Origin of the sequence: Flavobacterium sp. ARAG 55.4, assembly GCF_051846875.1 — a bacterium.
GTDB classification, from domain to species: Bacteria; Bacteroidota; Bacteroidia; order Flavobacteriales; family Flavobacteriaceae; genus Flavobacterium; species Flavobacterium plantiphilum.
In genome coordinates, this window is record NZ_JBPYCT010000010.1 from 80060 (window position 1) to 97202 (window position 17143).

Annotated in this window: 14 protein-coding genes; 7 read left to right on the forward strand and 7 right to left on the reverse strand. The window is 34.0% G+C overall.

Annotated features, from left to right (window positions below; translation table 11 throughout):
* Positions 1–8: 8 nt before the first annotated feature.
* The 3 genes from nqrC to ACSV4D_RS12080 form a co-directional block, all read right to left on the reverse strand.
* Positions 9–743, reverse strand: a complete 735-nt coding sequence (nqrC, locus tag ACSV4D_RS12070) for an NADH:ubiquinone reductase (Na(+)-transporting) subunit C (protein ID WP_439228471.1) — start codon at positions 741–743, stop codon at positions 9–11.
* Entirely contained in the window at positions 736–1917 is a 1182-nt protein-coding gene (locus tag ACSV4D_RS12075) for an NADH:ubiquinone reductase (Na(+)-transporting) subunit B (RefSeq protein WP_439228472.1), read from the reverse strand. The genes nqrC and ACSV4D_RS12075 overlap by 8 nt, the downstream gene beginning before the upstream one ends.
* A gap of 118 nt (positions 1918–2035) precedes the next feature.
* Entirely contained in the window at positions 2036–3391 is a 1356-nt protein-coding gene (locus ACSV4D_RS12080; RefSeq protein ID WP_439228473.1) for a Na(+)-translocating NADH-quinone reductase subunit A, read from the reverse strand.
* Between the two features lie 227 nt (positions 3392–3618).
* Between ACSV4D_RS12080 and ACSV4D_RS12085 the strand changes: the two genes are divergently transcribed.
* Both ACSV4D_RS12085 and chrA read left to right on the forward strand, forming a co-directional pair.
* Positions 3619–4104, forward strand: coding sequence for a GyrI-like domain-containing protein (locus tag ACSV4D_RS12085; protein WP_439228474.1), 486 nt, complete (start codon positions 3619–3621; stop codon positions 4102–4104).
* A 136-nt stretch (positions 4105–4240) separates the two neighbouring features.
* Complete coding sequence (chrA, locus tag ACSV4D_RS12090) at positions 4241–5368, forward strand: chromate efflux transporter (protein ID WP_439228475.1); 1128 nt, start codon at positions 4241–4243, stop codon at positions 5366–5368.
* Between the two features lie 84 nt (positions 5369–5452).
* Here chrA and ACSV4D_RS12095 read toward each other — a convergent pair whose 3' ends face one another.
* From ACSV4D_RS12095 to ACSV4D_RS12110, 4 genes are read right to left on the reverse strand one after another with little or no spacing between them, the layout of a single operon-like run.
* A complete protein-coding gene (locus tag ACSV4D_RS12095; protein WP_439228476.1) occupies positions 5453–6853 on the reverse strand; it encodes an efflux transporter outer membrane subunit in 1401 nt (466 codons plus the stop codon).
* Between the two features lie 4 nt (positions 6854–6857).
* Positions 6858–10010 carry an efflux RND transporter permease subunit gene (locus ACSV4D_RS12100; protein ID WP_439228477.1) on the reverse strand — a complete coding sequence of 1051 codons (3153 nt, stop codon included), beginning with the start codon at positions 10008–10010 and terminating at the stop codon, positions 6858–6860.
* 19 nt (positions 10011–10029) lie between these two features.
* Positions 10030–11142 (reverse strand): efflux RND transporter periplasmic adaptor subunit, encoded by a 1113-nt coding sequence (locus ACSV4D_RS12105; protein WP_408079369.1) that lies wholly within the window; start codon positions 11140–11142, stop codon positions 10030–10032.
* A 22-nt stretch (positions 11143–11164) separates the two neighbouring features.
* Positions 11165–11665: a GbsR/MarR family transcriptional regulator gene (locus ACSV4D_RS12110; protein WP_408079371.1), complete on the reverse strand. Its 501-nt coding sequence runs from the start codon at positions 11663–11665 to the stop codon at positions 11165–11167.
* Positions 11666–11848: 183 nt separating this feature from the next.
* Here ACSV4D_RS12110 and ACSV4D_RS12115 point away from each other — a divergent pair, with 183 nt between their 5' ends.
* From ACSV4D_RS12115 to efp, 5 genes are all read left to right on the forward strand, one after another.
* Entirely contained in the window at positions 11849–13078 is a 1230-nt protein-coding gene (locus tag ACSV4D_RS12115) for an HD domain-containing protein (protein WP_439228478.1), read from the forward strand.
* 39 nt (positions 13079–13117) lie between these two features.
* Complete coding sequence (lpxD, locus tag ACSV4D_RS12120; RefSeq protein WP_439228479.1) at positions 13118–14164, forward strand: UDP-3-O-(3-hydroxymyristoyl)glucosamine N-acyltransferase; 1047 nt, start codon at positions 13118–13120, stop codon at positions 14162–14164.
* A complete protein-coding gene (locus ACSV4D_RS12125) occupies positions 14157–15548 on the forward strand; it encodes a bifunctional UDP-3-O-[3-hydroxymyristoyl] N-acetylglucosamine deacetylase/3-hydroxyacyl-ACP dehydratase (RefSeq protein WP_408079375.1) in 1392 nt (463 codons plus the stop codon). Before lpxD ends, ACSV4D_RS12125 begins: the two co-directional genes overlap by 8 nt.
* Before the next feature lie 80 nt (positions 15549–15628).
* Positions 15629–16414: an acyl-ACP--UDP-N-acetylglucosamine O-acyltransferase gene (gene lpxA, locus ACSV4D_RS12130; protein ID WP_408079377.1), complete on the forward strand. Its 786-nt coding sequence runs from the start codon at positions 15629–15631 to the stop codon at positions 16412–16414.
* A 116-nt stretch (positions 16415–16530) separates the two neighbouring features.
* Positions 16531–17097 (forward strand): elongation factor P, encoded by a 567-nt coding sequence (efp, locus tag ACSV4D_RS12135; RefSeq protein ID WP_408079379.1) that lies wholly within the window; start codon positions 16531–16533, stop codon positions 17095–17097.
* Positions 17098–17143: the final 46 nt, after the last annotated feature.

A 17143-nucleotide genomic window follows, 5' to 3' on the forward strand; every position in this document is an offset into this window, starting at 1 on the left:
TGTAGTTTTTAATTTTTAAATGCAACAGTCTGCTGTTTTTTAAAATACGGAATGTAATTTTCCAGGATATTTTCCAGCATATTACTAACTCCGTGACTGGTGATGGTAGCTCCGGAAATTGCATCAACACCGTGTGAATTATCCGTTTTAGCGCCACCTTTAATCACATCAACTGAAACAAATTTGCCTGATTCATCAAAAATTTTTTTTCCTGCAAACTGTTGCTGGAATTTTTTGGTTTCAATTTCTGCACCTAGACCTGGTGTTTCACTTTTATGACTAAAACTAACTCCGTAAACTGTGTTCATATCATTTTCCAGAGAAATATAACCCCATATGGGACCCCATAAGCCTTTTCCTCTGACAGGAATAATATAGAATGATTTTCCGTCTTTATTGCAAATAAAAAGTGGAAACAGTCGTTTATCTTCATTTCCTGTTTTGGATTTATCCAGTTCTTTTTTAATATCAATATCAAATGCTTTTACGTTGTTATTAGTAAGTTCTTCTCCTTTGTTATTCAATACAATTTGCTTTGTGATATATTTATCAAAAGCAGCTTCGGTCTGATCTGATTCAGTTGTGACAGAAATACTGCTAAGTATGTTTTTCATTTTCTCCACTCTGCTGTTCTTTTCCTGATAAGGTGCCAGACTAATGGCAGTTACGGATAGTACTATTGCAACAATAATGACCATAACTGACGAAAAAATAAACGTTGTTTTATTATTATCTTTATCCATTTTGTTTCTGTATTGGCTTTATTCTTTTCAATCTTCTTTTAATATTGGCTTCCACCACATAATGGTCTATCAACGGTGCCATTACATTCATAAACAGGATTGCCAGCATCATTCCTTCAGGATAAGCGGGATTAAATACTCTAAAGAGAATTGCCAGCAATCCTATTAAAAATCCGTAAATATATTTTCCTGTATTGGTCTGAGTGGCGCTAACAGGATCAGTGGCCATAAATACGGCTCCGAAAGCAAAACCTCCCAATACTAAATGATGCAGAGGGCTTATTTGCATCAGCGTATTCAATCCAAATAAATTAAATATTAACGCCATTAAAAATCCTCCTGCAAATACTGAAGTCATAATCCGCCAGCTGCCAATTCCTGTAAATAATAAAATTCCAGCACCAATCAGGCAGGCAAGCGTAGATGTTTCACCAACAGATCCGGGAATAACTCCGATAAAAGAATCGATTATATTCGGAAGTTTATCACCATATCCAGCAGCGGCATCACCTAAGGCAGTTGCACCGGTATAAGCGTCGACAACGGTCTGTCCTTTTTCAGGATCAGTATTAATCCATACTTCATTACCGGACATTTTAGCTGGATATGCAAAAAATAAAAATGCTCTGGTTGTTAATGCCGGATTTAAAATATTCATTCCGGTACCACCAAATACTTCTTTTCCTATAATAACTGCAAAAACTGTTGCAACTCCCAGCATCCATAAAGGAACTTCAACGGGCATGATAAGGGGAATCAGCATTCCTGAAACTAAAAAACCTTCATTAATTTTATGTTTTCTGATTATGGCAAAAATAAACTCGGTAGTCAATCCTGCTCCGTACGAAACTAAAATTAACGGAAGTACTTTGACAGCTCCAAAAATAAAATTATCCATTAAGGAAACATTTGCAATTCCCAGTGCCTGATAATGCTGGTAACCGATATTCCACATTCCGAATAATAAACAGGGAACTAACGATAAAACTACCAATATCATAGTGCGTTTTAAATCAATCGCATCCCGAATGTGTGTTCCTTTACTGTTTGTTGTATGATTAGGAACAAACAAAAAAGTTTCAAACGCATCGAATGCAGGGTAAAATTTTTCCAGTTTTCCCCCTTTTTCAAAATTTGGCTTGAGATTATTTAGTAATTTTCTAAGTGGTTTCAAATCTTATTTTTTTAAATAATTATATTAAATAATTCATTGGTTATAAAATTATTATCAACACTAAAATGAACTGATACATTAATATGAAATAGCGGCAATATTCCTGAAAAAGAATAAATCAGCTGAATTCCTTTCGAACCATATCAAGACCATGGCGAATGATTTCCTGTGATTTAATTTTGGATGTGCAAATCAATTCACAGAGCGCAAAATCTTCTTCTACAACTTCGTAAATTCCCAGCTTTTCCATTAAATCTATATCTTCAATCAGGATAGATTTTAATAATTGTACCGGGTAAATATCCATGGGAAAAACTTTTTCATATTGTCCTGTCATCACAAAAGGGCGTTCTTCGCCGTGCAGATTTGTATTTAAATTGTGTTTTTTATTTGGTGATAACCAGGAAAAGAAAGTGCGTGAAACACTAAATTTATTAAAACCGGGCGCAAGCCAGCCCATAAATTCATAATCGTTTCCTTCTAAAATAACAGAAATTTGTGTATCATAAAAACCTAAAAAACCATCGGCAGGAATTTGGCTTCCTGATAAAACAGAACCACTAATAATTCTGTTATCACCTTTTTTGAGCACGGCATCAGCAAGGATATTTTTTATAGTAGTTCCTACTATTGTTTTGTAATATTGTGTTTTTTCAAGTTGTGTACCGGTGACTGCAATTGTTCTTACGGCATCAAAAATCCCTTTGCTAAACAATTTGCCAATAATTACCACATCCTGCGGATTGATATGCCATACCACTTCACCCTTATTAATGGGATCAATATGGTGAATTTGAACACCAACATTTCCTGCGGGATGCGGACCTGAAATGGTATTAATTTGTACATTTTGAGCTTGAGAAAAAACAGCAGGGGGTGAACTATCCGCTTTAAGATTCAAATGTATTTTGCCTGTTGTTAATTTTTTTAATGCATCTAATCCTGTCTGAAAATCAGTTTCTTTTTCGGAGAATATAAAATCATAATCAGGAGCCAGCGGATTGGTATCAAAACCTGAAATAAAAATAGCTTTAGGACGGTCTTTTGGATTAGCAATAGTTCCGTAAGGACGCTGACGTATAAATGGCCATATACCATTTTTTAAAAGTTTTTCTGTAATCTCTTTTTCAGAAAGCAGATTTGGATCCGACGGTGTACAGGAAAGGTATTTTATATCTTTGTCAGCGAGTATTCTGATTTCTAAAATTACTCGTTTATCCCCGCGGATAATTTCAATAACTTCACCACTTACCGGGGAGCAAAATAAGACATTTTCATCATTTTTATCATAAAATAAAGGAGTTCCAGCTTCTACATTAGCTCCCGCCTTAACTAATAACTTTGGTGTAATACCTACGAAATCTTTTGGTTTAATTGCAAATATACCGGCAACCGGAAGTTCAGTAATGGTTCTGACCGCTTCGCCGACTAATTTGAGATTTAGCCCTTTTTTAATTTTTACATATTCACTCATACATTGGGTAGTTTTTAGTGGATATTATTTTAGATTTTTATGATAATTGATGTATTCTTATAGATAATGAATTTTAGTTTTTGTAAGTGTAAAGTACTAATTTAATGAAATTATGTAGAAAATACAATAATAAAAAAGACTATATAACAAATATTTAAAATGGAATTCTTTAAAATCAAAATGAATCCACTAACTTGGTACAGTATTTTTTATTCTAACTTTTAAAAATGAAACCCCGAATCACCACACTTACTGAGAAAAAGCTTATGGGTTACAGACAAAGCATGAATTATGCATCTTACAATCCGGTTTCTTTATGGCAGCGTTTTATGCCTTTAAAAAAAGAAATTAAAAATACTGTAACTGCGGATTTATATTCGCTTCAGCAATTTCCTGCAGGTTTTTGGCAAAAGTTTAGTCCCGATGCTGAGTTTGAAAAATGGGTCGCAGTCGAAGTCACTGATTTTGATATTATTCCTGAAAACATGGAAACCTTAATAATTCCCGGAGGCTGGTATGCTGTTTTTGATTACCGAGGTGATGGAAGTGATGCTTCCTCTTTTTTTGAATCTATCTTTAGCAATTGGATTCCTGACTCAGCTTATCTAGTGGATGACAGACCTCATTTTGAAATTTTAGGTTCTAAATACAAAAAAGGAGATCCAAATTCAGAAGAAGAAGTTTGGATTCCAATTCGCTTAAAAAACCTTTAAGTTTTATGGTACACGGATGAAACAGATTTTAGCAGATTAGAACAGATTTTTATATTTTAAAAATTCCCTTTATTTGTTGTTAAATTAATTTGTTTTCTCATTAGAATGCTGAATTTAGCATAAAATAATCTTTATAATGAATGAAAAACAATGTTTAAAAGATCTGGCACAACTCTTTTTGAAGTTGGGGATTATAGGTTTTGGTGGTCCTGCAGCTCATATTGCGATGATGCAAAACGAAGTGGTTGTAAAAAGAAAATGGCTTGATGAACAGCATTTTCTCGATTTATTGGGGGCCACCCACTTGATTCCGGGGCCTAACAGTACAGAAATGGCGATTCATATTGGGCATGAAAGAGCAGGAGTGAAGGGTTTAATTATTTCGGGACTTTGCTTTATTCTGCCTGCTGTTTTTCTCACAGCCGTAATTGCATGGCTTTATAAAGAATATGGGCAGTTACCGGAAATTCAGCCTTTCTTATATGGAATCAAACCAGCTATTATTGCCATCATTCTGGGTGCTATTTTTCCTTTGGCTAAAAAATCATTTAAAACTATTCAACTCGGCGTTATTGGTGCTTTAGTTTTGGTACTTTCACTTTTGCATTATAATGAAATTGTCCTGCTTTTTGGAGCAGGTTTTTTGGCTTTGTTTTGGTTTTCTATCAAGAATAAAAATGCGGTTCAAAGTAATGCAAGTCTCTTAATTTACCCGTTTATTGATCAAGGCTCTTTTATAACAGCCAGTAATTTGAATTTATTTTTGATTTTTCTAAAAATAGGAGCTATTCTTTATGGAAGCGGTTATGTTTTATTTGCTTTTCTGGATGCTGAATTAGTGAGCGAAGGTTTACTGACTCGAACACAGCTGATTGATGCGATAGCTGTAGGGCAGTTTACTCCGGGACCTGTTTTTTCCTCAGTAACATTTGTAGGCTATCAGATTAATGGATTTTCAGGTGCATTAGTCTCTACGCTGGCTATATTTTTACCCTCTTTTGTATTTGTAGCCTTACTGAATCCATTGGTTAAAAAATTACGGAATTCTAAATCCTTTTCGGTGTTTTTGGATGCTGTAAATGTCTCTTCTGTAGCAATTATTATATCTATCTGTGTTCAAATGGGGATAGCAACTATTATTGATTGGCGTAGTATTCTAATTGCACTTTTAAGTATTTTTATCGTTTTTAATTATAAAAATATCAATAGTGCTTTCGTTGTTATTGGAGGTGCTTTTGTTGGTTATTTACTCACTTTTATATAAAAACAAAAAATCCATTAAGCACGAAACTTAATGGATTTTTTTTGAATATATAACCTAATTTAATTCCGGGTAAAAGAATTAAGCTTATTGCCATCCACCGCCTAAGGCTTTGTATAATTGGATGATGGCTTTATATTGTTGAAATTTATTATCAACTAAATTTAATTTTGCATTTAATGCATCATTTTTAGAGGTTAATACCTCCAGATAGTTCGCTAATCCGTAAGTAAGTAATTCATCTGAAAAAGCTGCAGCTTTTGTTAACGATTCCACTTGTTTTTCTCTCACACTTATTTTATAAGTTTCGTTTTTATATTGTGCCAGAGCATCTGAAACTTCTTTACCGGCAGTTAAAAGAGACTGTTCAAATTGTAAATATGCTTTTTCCTGATTGGCTTTTGCAATTTCGTATTTAGTTTTGATTTGTCTCTGATTGAATATAGGCTGGGTTATACCCGTTACAATATTTGCAAAAACCGAATTGGCACTCAGCCATTTTTTTATATCAATACTTTGTAAACCTCCGGTTGCAGTTACTTTCAGCGAAGGATAAAAATTGCTTTTGGCAACATTAGTCATTTCAAAATTACTAATCAGATTGTATTCTGCAGCAATTATATCAGGTCTGTTTCTAAGCAAACTTGCTGGTACTCCTAAAGTAATAGCAGGTTCCAGTTTTTGAGATTCAAAACTACTGCGTTCTATTTTAGCCGGAGCTTCAGCTAAAAGTATACTTAAGGTGTTTTCTAATAAAATGCTGTTGTTTTTTAAATCGGCAATAATTAGTTCGGTAGCATATTTTTGAGCTTCAGTTTGTTTTACACCAACTTCAGTAACATTTCCTGATTTTTTCAAAGCATTGATGGTTTCAACACTTTTATTTCTGTTGATTAAGGTTTCTTCGGCTACTTTAATTTGTTCGTCTACCGCTAATAACTGATAATAAGTAGTGGCAATACTTGCAATTAATTGCGTTTTTATAGCCTGATTAGCTGCATTAGTTTGTAAATATGCCGCTTGTGTACCTCGTTTATTACTTCTTATTTTCCCCCAAATATCGGCTTCCCAGCTTAATGTTCCGGTCAATTGATACTGATTCACTGTAGTATTATTTACAATAGCACCAAATTGGCTGTTCTTTGATAATTCCTGATGGGTCCAGTCGGTACCGGCGGATAGTGTAGGGAAGTATCCGGCTTTACCTTGTAACATGGTTGCTTGTGCAGCAGCTAAATTTTGCATAGCAATACGTATATCATAATTGTTTTCTAAACCTTTTTTGATATAGTTTTGCAAAATTGGATCAGTAAAAATCTTATCCCAGGATGCATTTGCTAATGAAACAGAGTCTGTTGAAGCAACTTCTGTGCGGTATAAATCTTCTGTTTTCAGGTCTGGACGTTTATAATCTTTCGCAACAAAACAGGATTGTAATAAAGTTGCCGACAGGACTAATAAAGTGATTTTATATATTTTATTTTTCATTTTTTTATTCTAAAGATTCAACATCTGATTCGGCAATTGGTGCTGGAAGTGGTTTTGTCGACACTTTTTCCTGTAAATGTTGGAAAACAATAAACAAGATAGGAATTACAAATACTCCTAAGACTGTTCCAATTAACATTCCTCCAATAGCTCCTGTACCAATGGCTTTGTTACCTACAGCACCGGCACCTCTGGCTAACATTAAAGGTAGTAATCCTAAAATAAAGGCAAACGAAGTCATTAATATAGGACGTAAACGCGCCACTGCTCCTTGAATAGCAGCCTGAGTAACGCTATGACCTCTTCTTCGGGCATCAGCTGAAAACTCAACTATCAAAATGGCATTTTTGGCTAATAAACCAATAAGCATAATTAAGGTAATTTGAAGGTAAATATTATTACTTACATTAAAGAAGTAAGCAAAAATAAATGCTCCTGCCAAACCAACTGGTAACGATAACAAAACGGCAAATGGTAAAATGTAACTTTCGTATTGGGCTGACAATAAGAAATAAACAAATACTAAACACAATAAGAAAATAAACAAGGTTTGTCCACCAGCACTAATTTCCTCACGAGTCATCCCCGAAAATTCATATCCATATCCAAGAGGTAATTTTTGACTGGCCACTTCTTCAACCGCTTTAATTGCATCTCCTGAACTAAATCCTTCGTTTGGAGCACCTGTAATCTTAACCGATGTGAACAAGTTGAAACGGTCGATAGCCTGAGGACCGAATACTTTTTCCAGTTTTACAAATTGTGAAATAGGAGCCATTTGTCCGGCATTATTTCGAACTAATACATTATTTAAAGATTCCGGATCACTTCTAAATGATGGTTCCGATTGATACATTACACGGTATTGTTTTCCGAATTTGTTAAAATTTGAAGCATAAACTCCGCCAAAGTATCCTTGCATTGTTCCTAATATATCAGTAACAGTCAATCCTGATTTTTTGATGTTAGCTACATTAAGATCAATTCGGTATTGAGGGTAATTTGGTGAAAAAGAAGTAGCAGCATATTTGATTTCCGGACGGCTGTTTAAAGCCGCTAAAAAGTCATTGTTTACAGAGCTTAATTCTTGAATAGTTCCCCCTTTTTGATCTTGCAATTGCATCTCAAAACCATTAGAATAACCAAAACCTGATAATGTAGGACGTGCAAAGAACAATATTTTGGCGTCTTTAACTGTAGTTGCACGTTTAAATAACTCCTGGACAACAGCATTTATTTCCTGATTGGCTTCTTTACGTTCAGCCCATGGTTTTAATTTCAAAATTACCATACCATAGTTACTACCAGAACCACTAATTATACTTCTACCAGAAATACGAAGTATTTCTTTAATTTCTGGCATGTCTTTTATTTTGTTCTCTACTTCTAATAAAACCTCTTCTGTTTTTTTCAACGAAGTTCCTGGTGCTAATTGAATATCTGAAAAGATAGATCCGGTATCTTCACTCGGCACAAAAGCTTTTGGAGTAGTGTTTAATAACAAAGTGAATACACCTGCAAAAACGGCAATTCCTAAGAAAGCCAACCATTTTCGTTTCACTAAAAATTCAACCGATTTTTTGTATTTATTAGTTGTTGTTTCAAATCCCGCATTAAATGCAGTGTAAAAACGTTCTAAAAATCCTTTTTCCTTGTTAGGGTCATGCTCTTTCAAGAAAATTGCACATAAGGCAGGTGATAGGGTAAGGGCGTTAATTGCAGAAAGTACAATAGAAATAGCCAGTGTTAATCCAAATTGTTTATAGAAAACCCCTGCTGATCCACTAATAAATGAAACCGGAATAAATACCGCCGACATAACCAATGTAATGGAAATAATAGCACCACTAATATCTCCCATGGCACTATGTGCTGCTTTTTTAGGATCGTGTTCTCCGGCTTCCATTTTGGCATGCACGGCCTCTACCACCACAATGGCATCATCCACAACAATACCCACGGCTAAGACTAAAGCAAATAAGGTTAATAAGTTGATGGTAAATCCAAATAAACTCAGGAAAAAGAAGGTTCCTAAAATAGCAACTGGAACCGAAATAGCCGGAATAAGTGTTGATCTCCAATCCTGTAAAAAGATAAAAACAACAATAAATACCAGTATAAAAGCCTCTATTAAGGTATGAATAACTTTAGTAATAGATTCGTCAAGGAAATCATTAGCATTAATTAATGAGGTATATTTTACTCCTTTAGGGAAATTTACCTTTGCTTTTTCTAATTCTTTTAAGGAATTCTCAATTACTTCTTGTGCATTAGAACCTGCAGTTTGCGCTATAGCGATACCTACCGATTGATTTCCATTGGTAAGCGTACTACTGGCATAATTTACAGCTCCTAATTCTATTCGGGCAACGTCTTTTAGTTTAAGGACTTCACCATTTGGAGTAGAACGGACAATGATATCTTCAAACTCTTTTGTACTTTGTAAACGGCCTTTATATTTTAAAACATATTGAAAAGACTGGTCGGCACTTTCACCTAATTGTCCTGGTGCAGCTTCAATATTTTGTTCTGCTAACAAAGTAGTAATATCTGAAGGGACTAAGCCATAAGCTCCCATAATATCTGGTTTCAACCAAATACGCATAGAATAGTCTCTTTGACCAAATATAGTTGCATCACCTACACCAGCAACCCTTTTAATTTTAGGTAAAATGTTGATATTGGCATAGTTTTGAAGAAAAGTCATGTCATAATCAGGATTTTCACTGTATAAAGAGAAAATCAAGATATTATCACTCTGTCTTTTGGAGGTGGTAACCCCAGCTTTGGTAACTTCTTGCGGCAATAAAGGTGTGGCACGTGATACACGGTTTTGAACGTTTACCGCAGCCATATCAGGATTTGTACCTAATTTAAAATAAATATTAATCGAAGCAGAACCATCATTATTGGATGTAGAAGTCATATAAGTCATGTCTTCCACACCATTAATTTGTTCTTCCAGAGGAATAACAACTGAATTCATTACTACTTCGGCACTAGCTCCTTGATAATTTGCTGATACCGATACGGTAGGCGGTGCTATTTCGGGATATTGTGAAACGGGAAGCGAAATTAACCCCAATACTCCCAGTATCACGATGATGATAGAAATCACCGTTGACAATACGGGTCTGTCAATAAATTTTGAAAACATACTCTATTATTTATTCGGGTTAGTTAATTGCTTTTTTTTCAGGAGTAATTATAGTTGCATAATCTACTAATTCAGGTTTGATTACAGTTCCTTCAGAAACGATTCCAATTCCTTCAATAAGAATTTTATCATTTGCATTTAATCCTTTGTCTACTACGAAAAATTTTCCGCCAGGTACAGCACGTACTTCAACCGGGATGGCTTTTACTTTGTTTTCTTTATCGGCAATAAGAACAATACGTTTGTCCTGCATTTCTAAAGTTGCATTTTGCGGGATTAAAATAACATCTTTTAAATGTGTTGGGATTTGAACTGTTCCTGTTCCTCCGGAGCGCAACAACTTGTTTGTATTAAGAAAACGTGCTCTTACATTAAACGAACCTGTTTGTGTATTGGCTTGACCACTAAAAGTTTCAATTCTTCCTTTTTGTTCGTATTCCATTCCGTTACTCAATATTAAGTTTACTTGAGGCATTTTAGCAATTTTATCCTGGAATGTTTTTCCCTCTGCATGCATCATGATGTCTAATTGTTGCTTTTCATTCACTGAAAAATAAGCATACACCGTACTAATATCAGAAATGCGGGTTAATGGCTCAGTAGTCTGGCTACTAACATAACTTCCTAATCTTAATGGTAAAGTGCCTACAATTCCGTTTACAGGACTTTTGATAGAGGCATAATTTATTTTTTCCAGGATGCTTTGGTACGTACTTTTAGCGCTTGCTAAATTTGCTTTAGCTGTTTCTAACTGTACATCACTTATGATATTTCTTTCTACTAAAGGTTTTAAACGATTTACTTCTACCTGGGCAGCATCTACTTTTGCTTTAGCAGCACGGGCTTCCTGATTGGCAGTTTGTGTTTCTAATTTAAAAAGCAATTGTCCTTTTTTTACTTCCTGTCCCTCCTGAACGTATATTTTTTCAATATAACCATCCACCTTAGCACGGATATCAATATCAGTAACTCCTTCTAATGTGGCAGGATATTCAGCTAATAAAGAAGTATTAGATTTTGCTACAGCAACAACTTTGTAAGGCATTACAGGAGGAGCTGCTTGTTCTTCTTTTTTTCCGCAAGCAGAAAAAATAAGCAAAACGGTTATAAGTGATAATGAAATTTTTCCCATTTTTTAAGATTTAATTTAATGATTATTGACTATTATTTTTATTAATTATTTCTATTTTTTTGAATTCAGCTATCGTTTTTTTTAGTGATTTTTCAACCTCATACAGGTTTTTTTTGTAGGATTTGATGTTTTCCAGATTAGTTCTCTCTTCCAAACATGAAGCTGTTTTTTCGCGATAGTTGAGTATTTTGTCTGTTAAATAACATTCAGATTCTAATATTTTTAAATAATTGGATAAACGACTACTTAACGGTGCTGACTTAAAGTATTTTTTTCTATCACAAGGAATGGTGAAATAATATATTTTTTCCATTTTGAGTAATAAATTCAAATTAGTTGAAATAGAACTTTTACTTGCTCCGAGTTTTTCTACAATACTTTCAAAAGTTACACCTGATTTGCATCCTTCCACAATTAAAAGACCTATAATTCTTCCTGCCAACGGAGGAATATGGTATAGCGATTCAAAGTGAATACCGAACATCTCAATGAGTTCTTCTTTTTCTTTTTGTATATCGTCCATGGTAATTTTTTTTGCAAAGATACGTTTAGTTCGTAATTTACCGAACCAACTGAACCTTAATTTTTTGTTAATAATTTTAGGATGTTTTTAAGTATAATTTAAAGTTGCTAAAAAAGTTTTGTTGCAATAAAGCCTAAAGAAGTAACATTGATTTTACTTATATTTGCTCTCAAAATTAAAATAGTGACTCAAATCAATAAGCTTAAAATATTTAATGATCCTATTTATGGGTTTATAAGCATTCCTAATGCTTTAATATATGATTTAATCCAACATCCTTATTTTCAGCGATTGAGACGGATTTCTCAGATGGGATTGTCATATTTAGTCTATCCGGGAGCAAACCACACCCGTTTTCATCACGCTTTAGGCTGTATGCATTTAATGCAAAAAGCCGTAGATGTCCTTAGATTTAAAGGGGTTTCTGTTTCAGAAGAAGAAGAAAATGCACTTTATATCGCCATTTTATTGCACGACATCGGTCATGGGCCTTTTTCACATGCAATGGAAAAAAGTATCGTTGAAGATGTACATCACGAAGAAATCTCACTATTGTTTATGCGTCAGCTGAATATAGAATTTAAAGGACAATTGAGCTTAGCAATCAAAATATTCGAAGGAGATTATCACAGGAAATTTATGCTGCAATTAATTTCAAGTCAATTAGATATGGACCGGATGGATTATCTGAAACGCGATAGCTTTTATTCGGGTGTAGCCGAAGGAAATGTGAATTCGGAGCGCTTGATTCAGATGATGAATGTGCAGGATGATTTTCTGGTTATTGAAGAAAAAGGAATTTACTCCGTTGAAAAGTTTTTAATGTCGCGACGGTTAATGTATTGGCAGGCTTACTTGCACAAAACCAGTCTGGTAGGCGAACTTATTCTTACTAAGATTCTTAAACGTGCTAAGGAACTTACTTTAAAAGGCGTTCTTTTACCTTGTAGCGAACCTTTACAGTTTTTTATGCAAAACAAAGTAGGACTGGAATTATTCGATACCGAAACTTTAGACTTGTTTTCCCAACTGGATGATTTTGATATTATTAGTGCTTTAAAAGCCTGGCAAAAAAATGATGATTTTATTTTGTCTTCTTTGAGCAAAATGATTATCAACAGAGATTTATTAAAAATAAAATTAACCAGTGACAAAATAGCCATTGAGGATTTAAATCCGCTTAAAGAGCGTTTTGCATTAGAGAACAACATAAGTATAGCGGATACTAATTATTTTATTTTTAAAGGGAAGATTAAAAATCAGGCTTATGACAAAGAAGCTGAACCCATACGTATTTTAAAAAAAGACCGTACTGTGGAAGATGTAATAGAATCCTCCGATCAGTTGAATTTAAAGTCTTTATCAAAATCGGTGACTAAATATTACATTTGTTTCCCAAAACAACTAATATAAATCCACATTTAAAATCTATTTTTTTATATTTTTGTCGGAATGAAATTTACAGCAGAACAAATAGCGGGCGTTTTAGAGGGCGAAGTTGTTGGGAATCCCCAGGCTGAAGTACATGAGCTGTCTAAAATTGAGGAAGGAAAAGTTGGTTCTTTAACTTTTTTATCTAACCCCAAATACAACAATTATATTTACACTACCGAGGCGACAATAACGATTGTTAACAGAAATTTTATACCTGAGTCAGATTTAAAAACCACTTTAATTAAGGTTGATGATGCCTATATGGCTTTTTCTAAATTATTAGAATTTTATGATCAGGCAAGAAAAGACAGTAAACAAGGAATTGAAGCGCATACCGTAATTTCAGAAAACGCTAGATATGGTAAAAACTTTTATTTAGGCAGTTTTAGTTATTTAGGAACGAATGTAACAATAGGTGACAATGTAAAAATTTATCCTAATTGTTTTATAGGAGATAATGTTGCTATTCGTGATAATGTCACTATTTTTGCAGGCGCGAAGATTTATTCAGAAACGGTAATTGGTAATAATTGCACCATTCATGCAGGGACAGTTATAGGTTCGGATGGTTTTGGTTTTGCGCCCAATCCGGACGGTAGTTATACGAAAATTCCTCAAATTGGAAATGTTATAATTGAAGATAATGTTGAAGTTGGCTCCTGTACTACCATTGACAGAGCCACATTAGGATCAACAATTATCAGAAAAGGAGTAAAGCTAGACAATCAGATTCAGATTGCGCACAATGTTGAAATAGGAGAAAATACAGTGATTGCTGCACAAACAGGAATTGCAGGTTCTACTAAAATAGGTAAAAACGGAATGATTGGCGGTCAGGTAGGAATATCAGGGCATTTGACAATTGGAAATAATGTTCGGATTCAGGCTCAGTCAGGTGTCGCCAGGAATATAAAAGATGATGAAGTTTTGCAGGGAAGCCCTACATTTGGCTACAATGATTTTAGTAAATCGTACGTTCATTTTAAAAACTTACCTAAGATTATTGCAGAGATTGACGAATTAAAAAAACAAATATTAAACCAAAAAAATGCAAACAATGGTTAAACAGAAAACCATCCAAACAGAGATTTCATTAACGGGAGTGGGCTTACATACTGGTAAAGAAGTTAAAATGACTTTCAAACCTGCTCCGGTAAATAATGGTTTTACTTTTGTCAGGGTAGATCTTGAAGGACATCCTATTATTGAAGCCGATGCTAATTATGTTGTTAATACACAACGCGGAACTAATTTAGAGAAATTAGGAGTTAAAATCCAGACACCAGAGCACGTTCTGGCAGCTTTAGTGGGCTGTGATTTAGATAATGTTATTATCGAATTAAATGCTTCTGAACTTCCTATTATGGATGGTTCTTCAAAATATTTTGTTGAAGCTTTAGAAAAAGCAGGTGTTGAAGAACAAACTGCAAACCGTAATGTTTATGTAGTAAAAGAGGTTATTTCTTTTACTGATGAAGCCAGCGGAAGTGAAATTCTCGTAATGCCTAGTGACCATTATACTGTAACCACAATGGTTGATTTTGGTACTAAAATTTTAGGTACACAAAATGCAACTCTTAAAAATATTGGCGATTTTAAAACCGAAATTGCTTCCTCAAGAACGTTTAGTTTCTTACATGAGTTAGAATCTCTTTTGGACAATGGCTTGATTAAAGGAGGTGATTTAAATAATGCTATTGTGTATGTAGATAAAGAAATATCTGCTGCTACAATGGAGAATTTAAAAATAGCTTTTGGTAAAGAAACCATTAATGTGAAACCTAATGGAATTCTTGATAATTTAACTTTGCATTACCCAAATGAGGCTGCAAGACACAAATTATTAGATGTAATTGGTGATTTAGCTTTAATTGGAACAAAAATTCAGGGAAAAATTATAGCTAATAAACCAGGTCATTTTGTGAACACACAGTTTGCTAAAAAAATGGCAAAAATGATTAAAATCGAGCAACGTAACTACGTTCCTGTATATGATTTAAATCAGGAGCCATTAATGGATATCCATAAAATCATGGCTATGCTGCCACACAGACCACCATTTTTATTGATCGACAGAATTATCGAAATGTCGGATAGTCATGTAGTGGGAATGAAAAATGTCACAATGAATGAGAATTTCTTTGTAGGGCATTTTCCTGATGCACCGGTTATGCCAGGAGTTCTAATTGTAGAAGCTATGGCTCAAACAGGAGGAATTCTTGTTTTAAGTACTGTTCCGGATCCTGAAAATTATTTGACGTATTTCATGAAAATTGATAACGTTAAGTTCAAACACAAAGTATTGCCCGGAGATACATTAATATTTAAATGTGATTTAATCACTCCTATCAGAAGAGGGATTTGTCACATGCAGGCTAACGCTTACGCAAATGGAAAATTAGTTGCTGAAGCTGAACTGATGGCTCAGATTGCAAAAAAACAACAATAAACACAATAGTTTCCTTTCCTGTTACTATTAAAAACTTTTCATAGTAATTAAGGTAATTAATTATAAAAAACAACAAACAGATGAATCAACCATTAGCATATGTTCATCCTGGCGCAAAAATCGCCAAAAATGTAGTTATCGAACCCTTTACAACCATTCACAACAATGTGGTCATTGGGGATGGTACCTGGATAGGTTCTAATGTAACCATTATGGAAGGAGCAAGAATTGGTAAAAACTGTAATATTTTTCCAGGAGCGGTAATCTCTGCGATTCCTCAGGATTTAAAATTTGGTGGTGAAGACTCATTGGCTATCATTGGTGATAATTGTACCATCAGAGAGTGTGTTACTATCAACAGAGGTACAAATGCTTCCGGACAGACTGTTATAGGAAACAATTGTTTAATTATGGCAGCTGCTCATATTGCTCATGACTGTGTAGTAGGAGATAATGCTATTATTGTAAATGGAGTTCTTTTAGGAGGACACGTAATTGTGGGTAAATATGCTGTATTAGGTGGTTTAGCCGCAGTTCACCAGTTTATTAATATTGGAGATCATGCCATGGTTTCCGGAGGATCATTAATTCGTAAAGATGTTCCCCCTTATACAAAAGCGGCCAAAGAGCCACTATCTTATGTAGGTATTAATTCTGTGGGATTAAGAAGAAGAGGTTTTGCAACCGAAAAAATCAGAGAAATTCAGGATATTTACAGAATTTTATATCAAAAAAATTATAATACCACTCAGGCAGTTGGAATAATTGAAGCTGAAATGGAAGCTACTCCGGAAAGAGATGAAATTATCGATTTTATTAGAAATTCATCTCGCGGTATTATGAAAGGTTATTCTGGAAATTACTAAAAGAGAATAGAAAAAAGAAGAAAAAGAAAAGACCAAAAAAAAATATTTTGTCTTTTAAATAATAAATTAAGATTTTAGAACTAATCTAAAATCTACAATCTTAAATCATATATAAAATGGCATCTACATCAGATATTAGAAACGGGCTTTGTATTAAATACAACCACGATATTTATAAAATTATCGAATTTTTACATGTTAAACCAGGTAAAGGACCTGCTTTTGTACGAACAAAATTAAAGAGTTTAACCACCGGAAAAGTCTTGGATAACACTTTTTCAGCAGGACATAAAATTGATGATGTTCGTGTAGAAACGCATACATATCAGTATTTGTATGCTGAAGGAGATCAGTTTCATTTCATGAATAATGAATCTTTCGAGCAAATTACTTTGAATAAAAGTATTCTTGATAATCCGGATTTATTAAAAGAAGGAACAAATGTTATGGTGCAAATTAATACCGAAACAGATTTGCCTTTATCAGTAGATATGCCGGCTTCAATTATTCTTGAAGTAACTTATGCTGAACCCGGAGTAAAAGGAAATACAGCTACAAATGCTACAAAATCTGCGACTGTTGAAACTGGTGCTACTGTGAATGTTCCTTTATTTATTAACGAAGGAGATAAAATTAAAATTGATACAGCCTCAGGTTCTTATATGGAGCGTGTAAAAGAGTAGTCTGTTAAAGATTAAAATACAAATTCATTTTAAGCTTTAAGTTGGC

Bases quoted from the DNA above. Each gene is read 5' to 3' on its own strand.
- nqrC (WP_439228471.1), bottom strand. From the start codon at position 743: ATGGATAAAGATAATAATAAAACAACGTTTATTTTTTCGTCAGTTATG.
- ACSV4D_RS12080 (WP_439228473.1), bottom strand. From the start codon at position 3,391: ATGAGTGAATATGTAAAAATTAAAAAAGGGCTAAATCTCAAATTAGTC.
- ACSV4D_RS12085 (WP_439228474.1), top strand. From the start codon at position 3,619: ATGAAACCCCGAATCACCACACTTACTGAGAAAAAGCTTATGGGTTAC.
- chrA (WP_439228475.1), top strand. From the start codon at position 4,241: ATGAATGAAAAACAATGTTTAAAAGATCTGGCACAACTCTTTTTGAAG.
- ACSV4D_RS12095 (WP_439228476.1), bottom strand. From the start codon at position 6,853: ATGAAAAATAAAATATATAAAATCACTTTATTAGTCCTGTCGGCAACT.
- ACSV4D_RS12100 (WP_439228477.1), bottom strand. From the start codon at position 10,010: ATGTTTTCAAAATTTATTGACAGACCCGTATTGTCAACGGTGATTTCT.
- ACSV4D_RS12105 (WP_408079369.1), bottom strand. From the start codon at position 11,142: ATGGGAAAAATTTCATTATCACTTATAACCGTTTTGCTTATTTTTTCT.
- ACSV4D_RS12110 (WP_408079371.1), bottom strand. From the start codon at position 11,665: ATGGACGATATACAAAAAGAAAAAGAAGAACTCATTGAGATGTTCGGT.
- lpxD (WP_439228479.1), top strand. From the start codon at position 13,118: ATGAAATTTACAGCAGAACAAATAGCGGGCGTTTTAGAGGGCGAAGTT.
- ACSV4D_RS12125 (WP_408079375.1), top strand. From the start codon at position 14,157: ATGGTTAAACAGAAAACCATCCAAACAGAGATTTCATTAACGGGAGTG.
- lpxA (WP_408079377.1), top strand. From the start codon at position 15,629: ATGAATCAACCATTAGCATATGTTCATCCTGGCGCAAAAATCGCCAAA.
- efp (WP_408079379.1), top strand. From the start codon at position 16,531: ATGGCATCTACATCAGATATTAGAAACGGGCTTTGTATTAAATACAAC.